This window comes from Nocardiopsis metallicus (assembly GCF_014201115.1).
GTDB classification, from domain to species: Bacteria; Actinomycetota; Actinomycetes; order Streptosporangiales; family Streptosporangiaceae; genus Nocardiopsis; species Nocardiopsis metallicus.
This window is the reverse complement of sequence record NZ_JACHDO010000001.1, coordinates 4906071-4922617: the sequence shown is the minus strand read 5'-3', so window position 1 is coordinate 4922617 and position 16547 is coordinate 4906071. Positions and strand designations below refer to the sequence as shown.

Below are 16547 nucleotides of genomic sequence, written 5' to 3'. Positions count from 1 at the left end.
GGAACCACCGAACCCTCCCGCCTACTCCCGACCACCCCTACCGGATCACCGGATGCCCGCTGGCGATGGAGATGCGGTTGAACGCGTTGATCAGGGTGGTCGTCCACTCCACCGCCGAGATCTGGGCGGTGGTCAGGTGGGCGGCCGCCCGGGCGTTCACGGCCTGCCGGTCGAGGGCCGGGTCGATCACGGTCAGGGACTCCGCCAGTTCGAGCGCGGCCCGCTGCTGATCCGTGAACAGCTTCGTCTCGCGCCACGCGGGCAGCACGTCCAGGGTGCGCTGCTCCACCCCGGCCTTACGGGCCTTGGGGAAGTGGATGCTCAGGCAGGTCGAGCACCCGTTGATCTGGGAGACCCGGATGTTGACCATCTCGATGAGGTCGTCGCCCAGACCGGCCTCGTGCGAGGCGGTCCGGGAGGCCTTGGCGGCCTTGAACATGGCCCCGTAGACCTTGGGGTGTTCCTTGTCGATGAAGGGGCGGTCGGCGTTCACGCGTCACCCGCGTTCTCGACCGTCTCCTTGACCAGGGCGAGGTCGGCCGGCCTGGGGCGGCGGAACTTCCCGCCCTCGGCCTCGTACTCCTCGCCGTGCTCCTTCAGGTGCCTGGCGAACAGCGGGCACACGGGCACGACGGTGAGGTTCCGGCGGATGCTGTCGGCCAGTGCCTCGCGGACGAGCAGCCCGGCCAGGCCCCGGCCGCCGAACTCCGCGTCGACCTCGGTGTGGAAGAAGACGCGCTCGCCGGGCGCCTGCGGCGGGTCGACGAAGTCCGCGCGTCCGGCGAGGGCTTCGTCCACGCTCACGGTGTAGGCGCTGATGGCGCGGTTCTGGTCAAGGGTGATGGAGACGGGAGCACCCGTCTTGTCGGTTCGCTGCTCGGTCATCTCGGACACCTCTTCTGGTTCTGTCGGTCAGCCGTCGGCGCTTCTCGGGTCAGTCGTCGATCTGTGCGTGCGGCGGCGGGTTCTTCCTGGGGCGCATCTGCACCGGCGGCAGTTCGGGGGCCGGAATCCTCGACATCCCCTCGCGGTTGCGGCCCGGGCCGCCGTGCCCCACGTAGCCCTCCACCCGCCCGAACCGCTCGCCGTGGTGCTGCCATTCCTCCCGGTAGCGCGTGATCTCCTCCGTCGTGCGGCCCAGGAAGTTCCACCACATGAGGACCTCCTCGCCGAAGGGCGCACCGCCCAGGAGTACGAGCCTGGCCGACTGGTCGCCCCCGTTGGCCACCCGCAGGGTTTGGGCGCCCACCCCGGTGTAGCCCACGGCGTCCTTGGGCACGTGCACGCCTTCGAGCCTGACGTCCTCACCGGTGTCCACCAGCAGGCCGTGCTCGAACTCGGGATCGACCGGCAGGTCGAGCACCCCGCCGGGGTCCAGCCTGAGCTCGGCCCCCACCAGCGGCGTGTACGTGCTCACCGGCGACCGCGAACCGAGCAGCGAGCCGAGGAACACGAGGGCCGTGCCCGCGTCGAACTCGACCGGCTCGGGGACGTAGTGCTCGAAATCGCGCTCCGGGCGGTGCCGGACCTCGTCGGGCAGGGCGACCCAGAGCTGCACCCCGTGGATGCGGACCGCCTCCGGGGTGGAGGTCTCGGAGTGGCAGATACCCGCTCCCGCCGTCATCAGGTTCATCTGCCCTGGACGGATGGTGGCGGCGTTCCCGCCCGAGTCGTTGTGCGCGATGACGCCGTCGAACAGCCAGCTGACGGTCTGCAGCCCCGTGTGCGGGTGCGGGGCCACGTCCATGCCGCCGGTGTCGGCCACCTCGTGCGGGCCGAAGTGGTCGACGAAGCACCACGCGCCGATCAGCGAGCGCTGCCGCTGGGGCAGGGTGCGGCGGACGTTGATCGCGCGCGGTCCGCCCAGGGGGACGGTCCGGGCGGTGATGATCTCGACCGGAGCGCCGCCCTCACACGCGGCCAGGGGCCCGGGAAGGCCGCCCTCGCTGCACACGAAGGTGCCCGGACGTGTCTCTGTGTTGGTCATCGCGGTGCTCTTTCTGATTCCGTTTCCATCGCGCCTGAACCCGCCACCGCCGCGGAGGCGTCCCCGGAGCTCTCGGCCCTACGAGCGGCGAGCAGTGAGGCATGGGTGGGGGCGTCGGGCACCCCGGCCGGTCGGTTCCTGGCGAATTCCTTCCGCAGCTCCGGCAGGACCTCCTCGCCGAGGATGTCGAGCTGCTCCAGCACGGTCTTCAGGGGGACCCCGGTGCCGTCGACGTTGAACAGCTGACGCTGGTAGTCGCCGAAGTTCTCGCGGAAGGTGAGGGTCTTGTCGATGACCTGCTGGGGGCTGCCGACGGTCAGCGGGGTCTCCTCCATGTACTGCTCCAGTGACGGCCCGCCGCCCATCAGGGGTGAGCTGTCGAAGTAGGGGCGGAACTCCCGGACGGCGTCCTGGGAGTTGGCCCGCATGAAGATGTGGCCGCCCACGCCGACGAGGGCCCGCTCCTCGGTGCCGTGGCCGTAGTGGGCGAAGCGCCTGCGGTAGAGGTTGATCAACTTCTGGAAGTGCCGCTTGGGCCAGAAGATGTTGTTGGCGAAGAATCCGTCCCCGTAGTAGGCCGCCTGCTCGGCGATCTCCGGGGAGCGGATGGATCCGTGCCAGACGAACGGGGGAACGCCGTCGAGCGGGCGGGGCGTGGAGGTGAAGCCCTGCAGCGGGGTGCGGAACCTGCCCTCCCAGTCGATGACGTCCTCGCGCCAGAGGCGGTGCAGGAGGTTGTAGTTCTCCAGTGCCAGCGGGATGCCGTCGCGGATGTCCTTGCCGAACCAGGGGTAGACCGGGCCGGTGTTGCCGCGCCCCATCATCAGGTCCACGCGCCCGTCGGCCAGGTGCTGGAGCATCGCGTAGTCCTCCGCGATCTTCACCGGGTCGTTGGTGGTGATCAGGGTGGTGGACGTGGACAGGATGATGCGATCGGTGCGCGCCGCGATCCAGCCGAGCATGGTGGTCGGGGACGAGGGCACGAAGGGCCGGTTGTGGTGCTCGCCGGTGGCGAACACGTCCAGCCCGACCTCCTCGGCCTTCAGGGCGATCCGCACCATCGCCTTGATCCGTTCGCCTTCGGTCGGCGTACGTCCTGTCGTGGGGTCGGTGGTCACGTCACCGACGGTGAAGATCCCGAACTGCATCGCACCCACCTCCGTGTGGTTGCTGGGTAACTGGCGTGGTGAGCGAGATGCGGGGCCTGTCACTCCTACTTCCCGCATCGTCACCCTTCAGTTGACAAGTCAACTGTAAACTTCGGATTTTTATTGCTGGATCAACATCATCCGTGCTCGTGCGCTGTTCGTGGTGCTTGCGGGCGCCCGGTCAGTTCTCGTCGCCCTCCGGGGTGGCGGGGCTCGTGTGCCAGCGGCGGGGGTCGTCCTCCAGCGCGGGGCGGTCCCAGTGCCCGAGGTTCGCGGCCGCCTCGTAGGTGCTGCGCAGGAACTCGGCCACGGCGCGGTCGGGGTCGGGCGTGCTGCGGGCGGCCTCGTAGGGGAACAGGAACTGCTGGAACTCGGTGCTGTAGTACGCGCCCTCGGGGCCGGGCGACTGCTCGGCGAAGCCCTCGGGTGCGGGGTAGGCGTAGGAGTAGAAGGCGCCCTCCTCGCCGCCGCCGGGCCAGAAGCCGCAGCTGGACAGCTCCCGGGAGTAGCCCTCGACCATGACCCAGTCCCCGCAGTTGGGGACGCCGCCCGGGTGCTCGGGGGCCGATCGCCCGGAGAAGCGGGTGCAGGCCAGGTCCATCCCGCCCCAGAAGAAGTGCACCGGGCTGACCTTGCCGACGAAGTGCGAGCGGAACTCGCCGATCACCCGGTTGGCCTGCAGGAGCTGGCGCCAGAACAGGGTGGCCGCTTCGGCGTCGTAGGAGGCGTGCTCGTGGTCCTCGGCGAAGGGGATCGCCGGGTCGACCTCGTTGGGGACCGGTCGGATCGGGGCCTGGATCGCGAGCTCGTCGAGCAGGTCCAGTACCCGGGAGTAGAAGGCCGCGACGGTCATGGGCCGCAGCGGGAAGGCGCGCGTGCCGCCGTCGCTGCTGCGGATCTCGAGCCGGTGGCCGAGAAGGTCGAACTCGATCTCGAAGGCGCCCGAACGGTAGGGGACGGTCGAGGTGGTCAGTCCGCGCGGGCTGACGTAGAGGGGGACCTGCCACCAGTGGTTGACCAGCGGGGCGTGGGCCATGCGGATCTTGCCCACGATCTGGGTCCACATGTGCAGGGTGTCGCGGGTGTGGGTCCAGTCCGAGACCCGCAGGCTCGGCCAGTTCGTGGTCGACGAGTCGTTCATCTGGTTCTCGCTTCCTTCGCGGTGCCGCCCCGGGGCGGGGTTCGTGTCCTGCGGGTGGTGCCTCGCGGAGCCTTGCGCCCGTGGCCCTCCCGGTTCGGCTCGGGCTCCGAAGATGATTGATACGTCATCCAGATACTAGATGATGAGTCAACTTCATGGCGAGCATGGTCGCTGGCCTGGGGGTTGGGTATTCGTTCGTGGATTTCGTTGACACATCATCCAAAAATGCTAATTTTGATGACGCGTCATCTACTTGGGCGGTGATCCCCGCCCGAGCCCCCAGAACACGAGACCCCGGAGGTACCCCCATGAGCACCAAGGCCAGGAACGGACTCGACGCCCTGCTCACCCCGCAGGAGAGCGTCCTCCTCCTGATCGACCACCAGCCCTTCCAGGTCGCCAACCTGAACAGCCACGAGCCGTCCACCGTCATCAACAACGCCGTCGGCCTCGCCAAGGCCGCCAAGCTGTTCGACGTCCCGACCATCCTGACCACCGTGCTCGCGGAGCGCGGCGGCCACCTCATCCAGTCGATCCAGGACGTCTTCCCGGAGCAGAAGCCGATCGACCGCACGCTCATCAACACCTGGGAGGACGAGCGGGTCGTCGAGGCCGTCCGGGCGACCGGTCGCAAGAAGGTGATCATGGCCGGTCTTTGGACGGAGATCTGTGTGGCCATGCCCGCGATCCAGGCGGCTGGCGAGGACTTCGAGGTCTACGCCGTCACCGACGCGTCGGGCGGGGTCTCGGTGGAGGCGCACGAGATGGCCGTGCGGCGGATGATCGAGGCCGGCGTGACGCCGCTCAACTGGCTGGCCGCGGTCGCCGAGTGGCAGCGCGACTGGGCCCGTGAGGAGACCGCCGCGGGGCAGGCCGAGATCCTGGTGCAGCACGGCGGCGCCAGCGGCATCGCCTTCGCCTGGGAGATGCAGCTGTTGGCCACCCAGCTCTGACACCGGGGCCGACGCGGACGCGGGCCTGGTCCCGCTCCGCGAGCGGCGCGATCGGCGGGGACGAGGCCGAACTCGTCCCCGCCGATCGCGTTCGCGCCACCTGAGCGGATCGATCCGGATCCAGCCCCGTCATCTTCTATGCGGCAGATCACGCCACGCGGCCTTGACTCCGACGCGACGTCGGGGATTTGACTGAGCGCTGCCCGGTCTGATCCGACAATGACGAACTGAGGAGAAGTGGTCCCGTGACCGCGACAACACGACGACTCCGAGGCCCGAAGCCCGTTCCGCCGGGGGTCGAGTACCACCGGGTGCTGGCGGGAGGGGAACGCCGCGTCGGCCGCGGCGTTCTCGCCATCGCCCTGCTCATCGGGGGCATGTTCGGCGCCATCATCGCCTTCCACTTCGTGGGCGGATGGATCGACGGCATCCTCTGGCCGGGTGTTCCGGGTGACGAACGCCTGGTGCTCACCCCGCTGGCCCACGCCGGCAGTCTGGTCGCCGTCGGGCTGGTCGTCCCGTGGAGCATGTTCCTCCAGCGCTGGCTCTACGGGGTGCGGGGCGCCACCCTGAGCTCGGTCGCGTCCGGCTTCCGCCTCGACCTCTTCGGGCGGGCGGTGCTGGCGCTGACCCCGGCCCTCCTGATCGCGCTCGCCGTCTTCGAGGCCACCTCACCCGGTGAGACCGCCGTGTGGCAGAACAGCGACGTCATCTGGCTGCTCGTCGTGACCGTCCTTCTCGTGCCACTGCAGTCGGCGGGCGAGGAGTACGGCCTGCGCGGGCTCGTCTTCCGTGTCGCGGCCAGCTGGGGGCGCGGTCGGTGGACGTCCCTGATCCTGGGTATCGGTGTGTCCTCCGCCCTGTTCAGCGTCATCCACACAGCGAGCGACCCGTGGTGGAACCTGTTCTACCTCCTGTTCTCCTTCGTCACGGGATACGTCACCTGGCGAACCGGCGGGGTCGAGGTCGCGGTCGTCATCCACGCGGCCCTCAACACCCTCACCTTCATCTTCTGGATCGCCCTGAACGCCGACATCTCGGCCAGGTTCGACCGTTCGGCGGGCGGTCTGGACACCGTCCTGCTGATCACCGGGAGCCTCGTCTTCATCGGCACGGCAGCGGTCGTGTGGTTCCGGACCCGAAAGACCGGCCCGGCCACGACGCCGATCGAGCCGGACGGGGTCCGGGGCGACCGGACCGACCCCGTCTCAGAAACGGCTTGACCCTGTTCCAGGAACACGGTGTCCGCTGTCCCCGCGTCACTGGCCGTACCGAAGGGGGCAGACATGGGGGAACGACGACCACGCGCGGCAACACGCGGGGACCGGGCCGGGAAGCCACCGGGGTCCGGTCCCCGAGGGGATCGGCCTGCTCGCGCTGGCCGGGGTCCTGACGGCGTGTTTTCCGGCGGAGCCGGAGGAACGGCCGCCGGGTACCGGATCGCCCAGCGCCGCGCTGGACGTCTTCTACGAACAGGAACTGGCCTGGGAGGACTGCGCTGACTACCCGACCACGGCCGGAGAGGCCGGGCTGCTCGCTCTGGCGCCCACCGCCGAGTGCGCGCGCATGGAAGTGCCCTTGGACTACGAGGAGCCCGAGGGCGAACCGGCGTCGGTGGCAGTGATGCGGGTGCCCGCTCGCGGTGACTCAACCGGGCACCTGGTCTACAACCCGGGCGGCCCGGGCGGATCCGGGGTCGTGGGCGCGGCGCTGGCGTTCGCGGGGCTCGCGCAGAGCGAGATCGATGCAGCTGATCTACGACTTCGGTCTGCGCGGCCCCGACGGTGCGTGGCCGAACCCGCTGGAGGCCAACCACGCGATCAACTGCATGGACGAGGAGCGCCTGCCCCCGGAACAGGGCGGTGAGCTGCGCGTGGCCAGCTACGGGCAGGCGCCCTTCATGGACCCCGGGGTCGACGTGACCGAAGGGCCCGGGACGGCTGCGAGCACTGGCCCGCCGAGCCCGAGCTCGGCTTCCCCTGCGCCCATGACGTCGAGGGACTGCCCGACACGCTCGTGGTCTCGATCACCGGCGACCCGACCACCCCGCACGGTGGCGAGATCGAGCTCGCGGAGACGCTCGGCGGCGCGCTGCTGACGGTCGAGGGCGAGGGGCGCGGGATCGTCTCCCTCGGCACCAACGCGTGCGTCGACGAGATCGCCGCCGCCATCCTGAGCGCCCGCGCGCCCATGGACGTTCCGACCGGTTTCAGCTCGGTGGCCGGGTGCCTGAGCGAGGCGGACCGGGCGGTCCTGTCGATCTCCGCCATGTTCGACGACGACCAGGCGATGAAGGACCTCAAGAGCATGATCGAGGCCGAACCCGCCGACCTCGACCACGAGATCAACACCCTGCCGCCCGACGCGAGCGAGAGCACCCGCCAGCGCCTGGCCGAACGCGTGGCGGTGATCCTCGCGGAGCACCAGCGGAACCACCCCTGGATGAAGGACCCGGAACCGCACCCGACGAAGTCCCCGGCCATGGTCGCCGAGATCGCCATGCGGTCCATCGCCGACCTCTGCAACGAGGCCCAACGCGACGTGCTGCACCGCGCCCACATCCTCCTGCGGGCCCCCGACTCCTGCGGACCTCCGACCCCGAGGGGTAGCAGGGTTCGCACGCGGTGGATAGTCTGCCGCTTATGTTCTCCTCTCCCCCAGACCCGGCGGCCGGAACGGACGAGACACGGATACCGGGAGGTCCGGGCTGGTACATGGACGCCCGGACCCTCCTCCCGGTCATCGAGGACCTGGAGGAGTTCCGAACCGCGCACGCCCAAGACCGGGCGCTGCCGGTCCTGACGGAGCTCTGGAGAGGCAGACCCGAGAAGGCGGAGCCGCTCGCGCTGGCCCTGGTACGGGACGAGCCGACCTTCCGGCACCGCGCCCTGCTGGCCGACGTCCGCCGCGACCTGGGCCGCGTCGCCCGGGCCGTGGCGGACTACGGCGAGCTGATCGAGGAGTGCCGCGGCACCGCGCGCGAGGCCCTCATGTGGCAGCACCTCGGCAAGGCCCACTTCGTCGGGCAGGACTATCCGAAGGCCGCCCAGGCCTTCGAAACAGCGCTCGACCTCCGCCTCCGCGACGCCGCACCGGAGGATCTGGTCGCCTCGTCCCGCATGGCGCTGCGACGGGCGCGGACCCTGGTCGCCGACCCGAACCGCTAGCGCGCTGGCTCAGGCGCCGCGCCTGCCCCACTCGATGGCGGGGCAGGTGTCCATCACCATCGGCACTCCGGCTTCCGTCGTACGCCCGAACGCCTCCTCGTCGACGACGCCGAGTTGGAACCACACACCGCCGGCTCCGACCGCGACGGCCTGGTCGGCGAACTCGCCAGCCGCCTCGGAGCGGCGGAAGACGTCGACGACGTCGATGGTGCCGATCGCGGCGGCCGCGTCGGCGAGCGTCGCGTAGGCCCTCTCCCCGAGGACCTCACCGCCATCGGCGGCGGTGCCGGGGTGGATCGGGATGATTCGCTTGCCCCTGGCCTGCAACAACCGGGCGATCGGGTAGGCGGTACGCGCCGTGTCGTTCGACAGGCCGACGACGGCCCAGGTCTTGGTGTCGTCCAGGAGGTGGTCGATGGTCTTCGGGTCCAGCCACGGCTCGGTCATGTCGGTGGAGAACAGCCCCGGCACACCGCTGATTCCCGGGGTCGTGCCGACAAGGTGCGCGGGGGCGGATCACGCTTCGCGCACTCCGCCCCCACTGCTGCCACAGCACTCCTCGGCCCTCGGCGCGCGTATCGCGCCTGCGCGGGCAGGCCTCCCGGCAGATCAGTCGGGGAGCAGCTCGCCGATGAGTTCCTCGACGCGTTTGCGGATGTCGTCGCGGATGGGGCGGACGGCCGCCACGCCCTGTCCGGCGGGGTCGGGGAGTTCCCAGTCGAGGTAGCGCTTGCCTGGGAAGAACGGGCAGGTGTCGCCGCAGCCCATCGTCACGCACACGTCTGAGGCCTCGACCGCGTCGGTCGTCAGGACCTTCGGGCTCTGGTCGGTGATGTCGATGCCGACCTCGGCCATGGCCTCGACCACGGCGGGGTTGAGCGTGTCGGCCGGGGCCGACCCCGCCGAGCGGACCTCGACCCGCCCCTCGGACAGGTGGCGCAGCCAGGCGGCGGCCATCTGGGACCGTCCGGCGTTGTGCACGCAGACGAACAGGACGGACGGCTGGTCGGTTCCGGTCATGGTGGGTGTCCCTCTACTTCGGGTCGGTGGTGGTGGACGTGGGCGCAGGTGCTGCGATCAGGGCCAACAGGTCGCTGACGTGGGCGTCGATCGCGTCACGGATGCGTCGCAGCTCGGGAAGCGAGGCCCCGTGGGGGTCGGGTGTGGGCCAGTCCAGGTAGCGGCGCCCGGGGACCACGGGGCAGGCGTCGCCGCAGCCCAGGGTGATGACGAAGTCGGCGGCCCCGACGACCTCCTCGGTCAGCGGTTTGGGGTAGGCCCGGCCCAGATCCACACCGACCTCGGCCAGGACCTCGGCCAGGTGGGGTTCGAGTTCGGCCGCGGGGTCGGTACCGGCTGAGGAGACGGTGATCGGTTCGTCGGCCCGGTGGGTGAGCAGGGCGGCGGCGATCTGGGAGCGTCCGGAGTTGTGGCCGCACACGAACAGCACACGCACCGGCCGGGCGGCGGGCGTTTGCCGCGCGGCGGCCAGGGCGTCCAGGCGTTCGGCTGCCAGGTGCTCGGCGAGCACGTTCAGGTGGGTGGTCACCGTGGCGGTGAGCGCCAGGCGCCGGTAGGAGTCGGCGATCAGCGCTCGCACGGTCTCCTCGGAGAAGTGTCCCCGGTGGCGCGCCGCCAGCCGGGCGGCACCGAGTCCGGTGCGTTCGTGCAGGAGGGGCTCTGGAACGGGTGAGGTCATGGTCTGGGCTCCCGGAGGGAAGAGGCCGACGGGCGATACATCAGGATCGGGTGATGAGATAGTATCAGCGCATGCTGATGTCAGTCGATACTGATCTAATGAAGGTCCTGGCCGACCCGCTCCGGATGCGGATCGTGTCCCTGCTCGCCCACGAGACCCTGTGCACCACCCACCTGATGGAGGAGACCGGGGCCCGACAGACCAACCTGTCCAACCACCTGCGCCTGCTGCGCGAGGCCGGGGTGGTGGAGACCGAGCCGTGCGGCCGGTTCACCTACTACCGGCTGCGCCCGCAAGCTCTGGAGTCCCTCTCCGAAGCGCTGTCCGAGTTGGCGGCAACGGCCCGCTCCACGGACGCCGCGCAGAACAGGCGGGCCTGTTGATGGGCCGCCCCGAGAACACCACGCGTGAGATCAGCGCCTCCGCGGTGGCGAAGCTGTCCACCCTGGACCGGTTCCTCGCGGTGTGGATCCTGCTCGCCATGGCGGTCGGCCTGGGACTGGGCCGTGTGGTCCCCGGCCTGAACGAACTCCTGGCCGCGATGGAGGTCGGCGGGGTCTCCCTGCCCATCGCCCTGGGCCTGCTGGTCATGATGTACCCGGTGCTGGCCAAGGTCCGCTACGACCGCCTGGACACCGTCACCCGCGACCGGCGACTGCTCATCTCCTCGCTGGTCGTCAACTGGGTGGTCGGCCCGGCGGTGATGTTCGCCCTCGCCTGGATCTTCCTGGCCGACCTGCCCGAGTACCGCACCGGACTGATCATCGTCGGCCTGGCCCGCTGCATCGCCATGGTCATCATCTGGAACGACCTGGCCTGCGGGCACCGCGAGGCCGCGGCCGTGCTCGTGGCCCTGAACTCGGTCTTCCAGGTCCTGCTCTTCGGTGTCCTGGGCTGGTTCTACCTGGACCTGCTGCCCGGCTGGCTGGGCCTGGACACTGGCGGACTGGAGGTCTCCCCCTGGCTGATCGCCCTGAACGTGGTGATCTTCCTCGGCATCCCGCTGGCCGCCGGGTTCCTCACCCGCCGGTTCGGCGAGCAGAAGATGGGCCGGGAGCGCTACGAGGCCGACTTCCTGCCCAAGATCGGGCCGTGGGCTCTCTACGGCCTGCTGTTCACGATCGTGCTGCTCTTCGCCCTGCAGGGGGACCGGATCACGAGTCAGCCGCTGGACGTGGCCCGGATCGCCGTGCCGCTGCTGGTCTACTTCGTGCTGATGTGGTTCGGTACCTTCGCCTTCGCCAAGGCGATCGGCATGGACTACGACCGCACCACCACGCTGGCCTTCACCGCCGCGGGCAACAACTTCGAGCTGGCCATCGCGGTGGCGATCGCGACCTTCGGGGTCACCTCCGGCCAGGCGCTGGCCGGGGTGGTCGGCCCGCTCATCGAGGTACCCGTCCTCATCGCCCTGGTCTACGTGTCCTTGGCCTGGCGCAAGCGCTTCGCGCCGGAACGCCGGTAGGAGACGGGACAGCGGTGTCGGGACCGCGCCCCGGGGCGCGGTCCCGACGGAGGGACCGGCCGCACGGACGGTCAGCGGATCCGGTGCGGCCGCACGGAACCTGAGGAGAGGACGGGAATGGGCAGCTCCCCGAAAAGGGTCGATGTCGCGGTGGTCGGAGGCGGCCAGGCCGGGCTCGCGGCGGGATACTTCCTGCGCCGCGCCAGGCGGCGTCTGGAGTTCGACTTCGCCATTCTCGACGACGGTGCGGCGCCGGGCGGCGCCTGGAGCGAGTACTGGGACTCGCTGCTGCTGTTCTCCCCGGCGGGGCACAGCATGCTGCCGGGCTGGTGGATGCCCGAGGAAACCGGGCAGGAGTACCCCTCGGCGCGGCACGCGGCCCGCTACCTGTCCGAGTACGAGCGCCGCTACGACCTGCCCGTCCACCGGCCTGTGCACGTGCACAGCGTCGAACGGGAGGCTGACGACCTGCTGCTGCACTCCGGTCAGGGCGATTGGCGGGCACGGTACGCCATCAGCGCCACCGGCACCTGGCGGGCCCCCTACGTGCCCGACCTGCCCGGACGAGGGGTCTTCGAAGGAAGACAGGCGCACACCGCCGACTACCGAGGCCCGCAGGAGTTCGCCGGTCAGCGCGTGGTGGTGGTCGGCGGCGGGAACTCCGCCGCCCAGATCCTCGCGGAACTCTCCTCGGTCGCCCGGACCCGCTGGGTCACGCTGCGCCCGCCCCGGTTCCTGCCCGACGACGTCGACGGCCGCGCGCTGTTCTCCATCGCCACACGCCGCCAGGAGGCCGCCGAACGGGGGGAGGACGCCGAGGGAATCTCCGACCTGGGCGACATCGTCGCGGTACCCAGTGTGCGCCGGGCCCGGGACCGGGGTGCGCTCAGGGCCGAGCCCGTGTTCGACCGGCTGACGCCGACCGGGGTGGCCTGGGCCGACGGCACCGTCTGGGAATGCGACGCGGTGTTGTGGTGCACCGGGTTCCGGCCCGCCCTGAACCACTTGGAACCGCTGGGCCTGGTGGGCCCGGACGGCCGGGTCAAGGTCGAGGGGACCCGTTCGGTGGACGAGCCCCGGCTGCACCTGCTCGGCTACGGGGACTGGACGGGCGCCGCCTCGGCCACCATCATCGGCGCGGGGCGCACGGCCAAGGGCGCTGTCGCCGAGGTCGTGCGGGGCCTGGAGCAGGCGAAGTAGCCCCGGCCCCGCAGGGTCCCGTCCTGCTATCGCCCTGACGTAGTGGAACCCGAAAGCCCCGCCGGTCACGGCGGGGCTCGGTCACCTCCCCGGCAGGAGCCGCCGCAGGACGTGCCGGGCGTCGCGGCCGACCCCGCGCAGGGTGGCCGAGGAGAAGCTGCGCTGGAACTCCAGCCCCACGTATCCCAACCCGGGGACCGTGCTGGAGATCCCGCCCCGATGGATCGGACCCCCTTGGGCGTCGAGCGCTCCGGTCGGTGCGAGGTAGTCCAGGGCGGGGCGGTAGCCGGTGGCCAGGACCAGGGAGTCGACCTGCTCCACGGTTCCGTCGCTCCAGGTCACCTTGGTGCCCTCCAAGCGGGTGAACATCTCCCGCCGGTCGGGGTTGCCCGTGCCGAAGGCCGCACGGTAGCGGCCGTCGTCGATGACCAGGGTCGGGCCCTTCTCCCAGACGCGGCGCAACGGGGCGGTGTCCAGGCCGGTGCGGGTGAACCACCAGTGGATGTCCCGGCCCAGGGACCGCTGGTTCGTCCAGGCCACCGGGGCTCGGGAGGCCAGACTGACCCGGGCCGCCCCGGCGAGCTCCGCGGCGACCTGCACCCCGGAGTTGCCGCCGCCGACCACCACCACGCGCTGACCGGCGAAGGGTTCGGGGGAACGGTAGTGGGCGGTGTGCAGCACGGTCCCGGTGAAGCCCTCCAGCCCGGGTAGCGCGGGGCGGTGCGGTCGGCTGAAGCCGCCGGTGGCCGCGACCACCGCCGAAGAACGTACCCGGGAGCCGTCGCCGGTGGTGAGGACGAACCCCTTCCCGTCGCGTTCGACGCTCTCCACGGGCTGGCCGCAGCGCAGGTCCGCGTCCAGCCGGGAGGCGTAGTCGCGCAGGTACGCGACCACCTCGTCCCTGAGGGGATAGCGCCCGGGGTCGCCCGGCATCGCCCGCCCGGGAAGGCCGGAGAAGCGCGCGGGGGAGAACAGGGTCAGGCTGTCGTAGTGGTGCGGCCAGGAACCGCCCGGCAGGTCGGCTGTTTCCAGCACCAGGGGGCGGACCCCTCGGCGGTTGGCGGCCCAAGCGGTGGCCAGGCCTGCCTGACCGGCGCCGATGACGGTGAGGGGGACCTCTTCCATCGCGGGGACTCCTTCGTTCTCGTGAGCGCGGAACCGTTGCGGCGGGTACACGCGGGGGTGATCAGGAGGAAGCGCGGACCTGGGATCGTCGGTTTTCGACCCGTGTGGCCAGACCGGTCACCGCGCCCAGAGCCGCCAGCACCGCCAGCGCGGTGAACGCCGCCGGGTAACCGCCCAGCGGTCCGGCCAGCGCCGCCCCGGCCCACGGGGCGACCGCGATGGCCAGCATGAGCGGGGTGTGCGTCACGGCGTTGAGAGTGGCGTAGTGCGTCGTGCCCCACCGGTCCGAGACGGCGGTGGCCTGGAGGAGGGTGAGGATGCCCCGTGCCATGCCCGCCAGGACCGCGATGGCCAGGACCAGCCCCAGCGGGCCCGGCACCAGTGCCAGGAGGAGGGTGGTCACCGCGCAGGCGCCCAGCACGGCCACGGCGCGCGCCACCGGACCGGTCCGCCTTTCCAGGGGCGTGTACACCAGACGGCCCAGGACCTGTCCGAGGCCGCCCACTCCCAGCGCCCAGGCCGCCTCCGCCGTACCCCAACCCCGTTCCGCCAGGAGGGGAACGAGGTTGACCACGACCGCGTAGACGGTGAAGGACCCCAGAGTCAGGGCCGTCGTCAGAGCCCAGAACGCCCGGCTGCGCAGTACGGCACGCGCTCCGGCTCCTCGCCCGCCGCGCTGCCTGAAACCGTCGGGAGACCAGTCTCGGGGCAGGGCGAGGGCGTGCAGGGGAATCACGACGACCAGCAGTACGACGGCGAGCCCCAGGTAGGCGCCCCGCCACCCCCACACCCCCTCCAGGGCCGCCGCCAGAGGAGCGAAAACGGTGCTGGCCAGCCCGGCGACCAGGGTCAGCGCGGTCAGGGCCCGCACCTTGGCCGTCCCGAACCAGTGGGTCAGGGCGGCGAAGGCCGGAGGGTAGAACAGCCCGGCCATCGCGGCCCCCGCCGCCAGCCAGGCGGCGGCGAAGACCCACAGGTTGGGGGCGAGGGCGATGGCGGCCACGGCGGGGACCGAGAGCAGGGCCGCCGTCGTCATCGCCGGGCGCGGACCCCTGGCCTGGACCCAGCGCCCCACCGGGATGCCCGCCAGCCCCGCGACGACCTGCGAGGCGGAGAACAGCGCGGTCACCGTGGTCAGGGGCCATCCGGTGTCGGCGGTGACGCCCGGTGCCAGGACCGGGAAGGCGTAGAACAGCACCCCGTAGCCGGTGGTGACGGTGACGCACAGGGCCACCAGGCCCCGGCGCGCCCCGACCACCGCGGTGGCGGGCGCGCCGGAGGTCCGACCGGGAACCGGAGTCACGAAGCCCGGACCGGTTCACCCGGCTCGGCCTGCGGCACCGGGCCGCAGCAGCCGCTGGCGTCGGCCTCGGTGCTGGCCCCGGTGTCAGCCTTGGCGGCGGCGGGGTCGTCGAACAGCCCGGCACCGCCGCAGACCCCCGTCTCGGGCAGAACCAGCTCCACCCGGGACGCGCTCTCGTGGTCCCCGGCCAGATGCGCGGCGATGCTGCGCACCTGCTCGTAGCCGGTCAGGGCCAGGAAGGTGGGGGCGCGCCCGTAGGACTTCATCCCCGCCAGGAAGAACCCCTCCTCGGGGTGGGAGAGCTCGGCCGCGCCGTGCGGGTAGACGGTGCCGCACGAGTGCTGGTTGGGGTCGATGAGCGGGGCCAGCTCCACCGGAGCCTGGAGCGCGGGGTCCAGGCCGAGGCGGACCTCGGACAGCGCGGACAGGTCGGGCCGGAACCCGGTCAGGGCCACGACCTCGTCCACCCGCTCCAACTCACGGCCGTCCTCGCCCACCAGGGCCAGGCGGTCGCCCGCAGGCCGCACCCGGGCGGTGCGGAATCCGGTGACCACTTCGACGTGTCCCGCCTCCACGGCGGCACGGGCCCGCTGGCCGAGGGCTCCCCGCTCGGCGAGCTGGTCGTCCGCGCCCCCGCCGAAGGCGTCCCCGACCCCGCCGCGGCGGAGCACCCACAGCGCCTTCGTCCCCGGGTTCTCCTGGGCCAGCGCGGCCAGCCAGACGAGGGCGGTCAGGGCTGAATGGCCGCTCCCGACCACCGCGGTGGTCCGTCCCGCGTACCGCTCCCGGGTCTCCTCCTCGCTCAGGTCGGGGATCCGGTAGGAGATCCGTCCGGCCGCCGCGTCCTCACCCAGAGCGGGCAGACCGTCAGCGCCCACCGGGTTGGGTGAGCCCCAGGTGCCCGAGGCGTCCACGACCGCTCGGGCCAGCAGGCGCTCCTCGCCCTCGCGGGTGCGCACCAGGACGGTGAAGGGCTGCTCGGCGCGCTCGGCGTCCACGATCCGGTCCCGGCCCAGGCGGCTCACCCCTCTCACCCGGGCGCCGAAGCGCACCCGGTCGCCGAGGGCCTCGGCCAGGGGAGTGAGGTAGTCCTCGACCCACTCTCGGCCGGTCGGGTATCCGCCGTCGTCCGGACGCCGCCAACCGGTGGCGGCGAGGAGCTTGTCCGCGGCCGGGTCGACCAGGTCGCGCCACATGGAGAACAGTCGCACGTGCCCCCACTCGGACACCGCCGCACCCGCCCGTTCGCCCTGCTCCAGGACCAGGACCGGAAGGTCGCGGGCCACCAGTTCCGCTGCCGCCGCCAGTCCCGCCGGTCCGGCTCCGATCACCACGACGGGTCGCTCGTCGGTCATCACA

General features: G+C 71.3%; 17 protein-coding genes and 1 pseudogene. 7 read left to right on the top strand and 11 right to left on the bottom strand.

Annotation, left to right across the window (positions count from 1 at the left end; translation table 11 throughout):
• Positions 1 to 37 precede the first annotated feature (37 nt).
• The 5 genes from HNR07_RS21450 to HNR07_RS21430 all read right to left on the bottom strand — a co-directional run bounded on the left by HNR07_RS21450 (position 38) and on the right by HNR07_RS21430 (position 4276).
• Positions 38 to 493: a carboxymuconolactone decarboxylase family protein gene (locus HNR07_RS21450; RefSeq protein ID WP_184366543.1), complete on the bottom strand. Its 456-nt coding sequence runs from the start codon at positions 491 to 493 to the stop codon at positions 38 to 40.
• Positions 490 to 885: an N-acetyltransferase gene (locus HNR07_RS21445; protein ID WP_184366542.1), complete on the bottom strand. Its 396-nt coding sequence runs from the start codon at positions 883 to 885 to the stop codon at positions 490 to 492. The genes HNR07_RS21450 and HNR07_RS21445 overlap by 4 nt, the downstream gene beginning before the upstream one ends.
• Before the next feature lie 49 nt (positions 886 to 934).
• Positions 935 to 1987: a pirin family protein gene (locus tag HNR07_RS21440; protein ID WP_184366541.1), complete on the bottom strand. Its 1053-nt coding sequence runs from the start codon at positions 1985 to 1987 to the stop codon at positions 935 to 937.
• Positions 1984 to 3135, bottom strand: coding sequence for an LLM class flavin-dependent oxidoreductase (locus HNR07_RS21435; protein WP_184366540.1), 1152 nt, complete (start codon positions 3133 to 3135; stop codon positions 1984 to 1986). Before HNR07_RS21435 ends, HNR07_RS21440 begins: the two co-directional genes overlap by 4 nt.
• Before the next feature lie 181 nt (positions 3136 to 3316).
• The gene (locus HNR07_RS21430) at positions 3317 to 4276 is read right to left on the bottom strand and encodes a DUF5996 family protein (RefSeq protein WP_184366539.1); all 960 of its coding nucleotides are present in this window, start codon (positions 4274 to 4276) and stop codon (positions 3317 to 3319) included.
• Positions 4277 to 4584: 308 nt separating this feature from the next.
• Between HNR07_RS21430 and HNR07_RS21425 the strand changes: the two genes are divergently transcribed.
• The 4 genes and pseudogenes from HNR07_RS21425 to HNR07_RS21410 all read left to right on the top strand — a co-directional run bounded on the left by HNR07_RS21425 (position 4585) and on the right by HNR07_RS21410 (position 8396).
• Positions 4585 to 5229 carry a hydrolase gene (locus HNR07_RS21425; RefSeq protein ID WP_184366538.1) on the top strand — a complete coding sequence of 215 codons (645 nt, stop codon included), beginning with the start codon at positions 4585 to 4587 and terminating at the stop codon, positions 5227 to 5229.
• Positions 5230 to 5474: 245 nt separating this feature from the next.
• Positions 5475 to 6452 (top strand): CPBP family intramembrane glutamic endopeptidase, encoded by a 978-nt coding sequence (locus tag HNR07_RS21420; protein WP_184366537.1) that lies wholly within the window; start codon positions 5475 to 5477, stop codon positions 6450 to 6452.
• Between the two features lie 721 nt (positions 6453 to 7173).
• A pseudogene (locus HNR07_RS35090) lies at positions 7174 to 8031 on the top strand (alpha/beta hydrolase); the annotation flags it as partial.
• Complete coding sequence (locus HNR07_RS21410; RefSeq protein ID WP_184366536.1) at positions 7944 to 8396, top strand: tetratricopeptide repeat protein; 453 nt, start codon at positions 7944 to 7946, stop codon at positions 8394 to 8396. The pseudogene HNR07_RS35090 and the gene HNR07_RS21410, both read left to right, overlap by 88 nt.
• Positions 8397 to 8405: 9 nt before the next feature.
• Here the strand turns inward: HNR07_RS21410 and HNR07_RS21405 are convergent, their stop codons facing one another.
• From HNR07_RS21405 to HNR07_RS21395, 3 genes are all read right to left on the bottom strand, one after another.
• Positions 8406 to 8843 carry a CoA-binding protein gene (locus HNR07_RS21405; protein ID WP_184372440.1) on the bottom strand — a complete coding sequence of 146 codons (438 nt, stop codon included), beginning with the start codon at positions 8841 to 8843 and terminating at the stop codon, positions 8406 to 8408.
• Between the two features lie 162 nt (positions 8844 to 9005).
• Positions 9006 to 9416 (bottom strand): arsenate reductase ArsC, encoded by a 411-nt coding sequence (locus tag HNR07_RS21400; RefSeq protein WP_184366535.1) that lies wholly within the window; start codon positions 9414 to 9416, stop codon positions 9006 to 9008.
• 13 nt (positions 9417 to 9429) lie between these two features.
• Positions 9430 to 10095, bottom strand: coding sequence for an arsenate reductase ArsC (locus HNR07_RS21395; RefSeq protein WP_184366534.1), 666 nt, complete (start codon positions 10093 to 10095; stop codon positions 9430 to 9432).
• Positions 10096 to 10193: 98 nt separating this feature from the next.
• Here HNR07_RS21395 and HNR07_RS21390 point away from each other — a divergent pair, with 98 nt between their 5' ends.
• The 3 genes from HNR07_RS21390 (at position 10194) to HNR07_RS21380 (ending at position 12760) form a co-directional block, all read left to right on the top strand.
• A complete protein-coding gene (locus HNR07_RS21390) occupies positions 10194 to 10478 on the top strand; it encodes an ArsR/SmtB family transcription factor (protein WP_221319723.1) in 285 nt (94 codons plus the stop codon).
• The gene (gene arsB, locus HNR07_RS21385; protein ID WP_221318894.1) at positions 10478 to 11560 is read left to right on the top strand and encodes an ACR3 family arsenite efflux transporter; all 1083 of its coding nucleotides are present in this window, start codon (positions 10478 to 10480) and stop codon (positions 11558 to 11560) included. Before HNR07_RS21390 ends, arsB begins: the two co-directional genes overlap by 1 nt.
• A 117-nt stretch (positions 11561 to 11677) precedes the next feature.
• Entirely contained in the window at positions 11678 to 12760 is a 1083-nt protein-coding gene (locus tag HNR07_RS21380) for an ArsO family NAD(P)H-dependent flavin-containing monooxygenase (RefSeq protein ID WP_184366532.1), read from the top strand.
• Positions 12761 to 12841: 81 nt separating this feature from the next.
• Here HNR07_RS21380 and HNR07_RS21375 read toward each other — a convergent pair whose 3' ends face one another.
• The 3 genes from HNR07_RS21375 to HNR07_RS21365 form a co-directional block, all read right to left on the bottom strand.
• Positions 12842 to 13885: a flavin-containing monooxygenase gene (locus HNR07_RS21375; RefSeq protein WP_184366531.1), complete on the bottom strand. Its 1044-nt coding sequence runs from the start codon at positions 13883 to 13885 to the stop codon at positions 12842 to 12844.
• Positions 13886 to 13946: 61 nt separating this feature from the next.
• Positions 13947 to 15188 (bottom strand): MFS transporter, encoded by a 1242-nt coding sequence (locus HNR07_RS21370; protein ID WP_184366530.1) that lies wholly within the window; start codon positions 15186 to 15188, stop codon positions 13947 to 13949.
• Positions 15185 to 16543, bottom strand: coding sequence for an NAD(P)-binding domain-containing protein (locus HNR07_RS21365; protein WP_184366529.1), 1359 nt, complete (start codon positions 16541 to 16543; stop codon positions 15185 to 15187). Before HNR07_RS21365 ends, HNR07_RS21370 begins: the two co-directional genes overlap by 4 nt.
• Positions 16544 to 16547 lie beyond the last annotated feature (4 nt).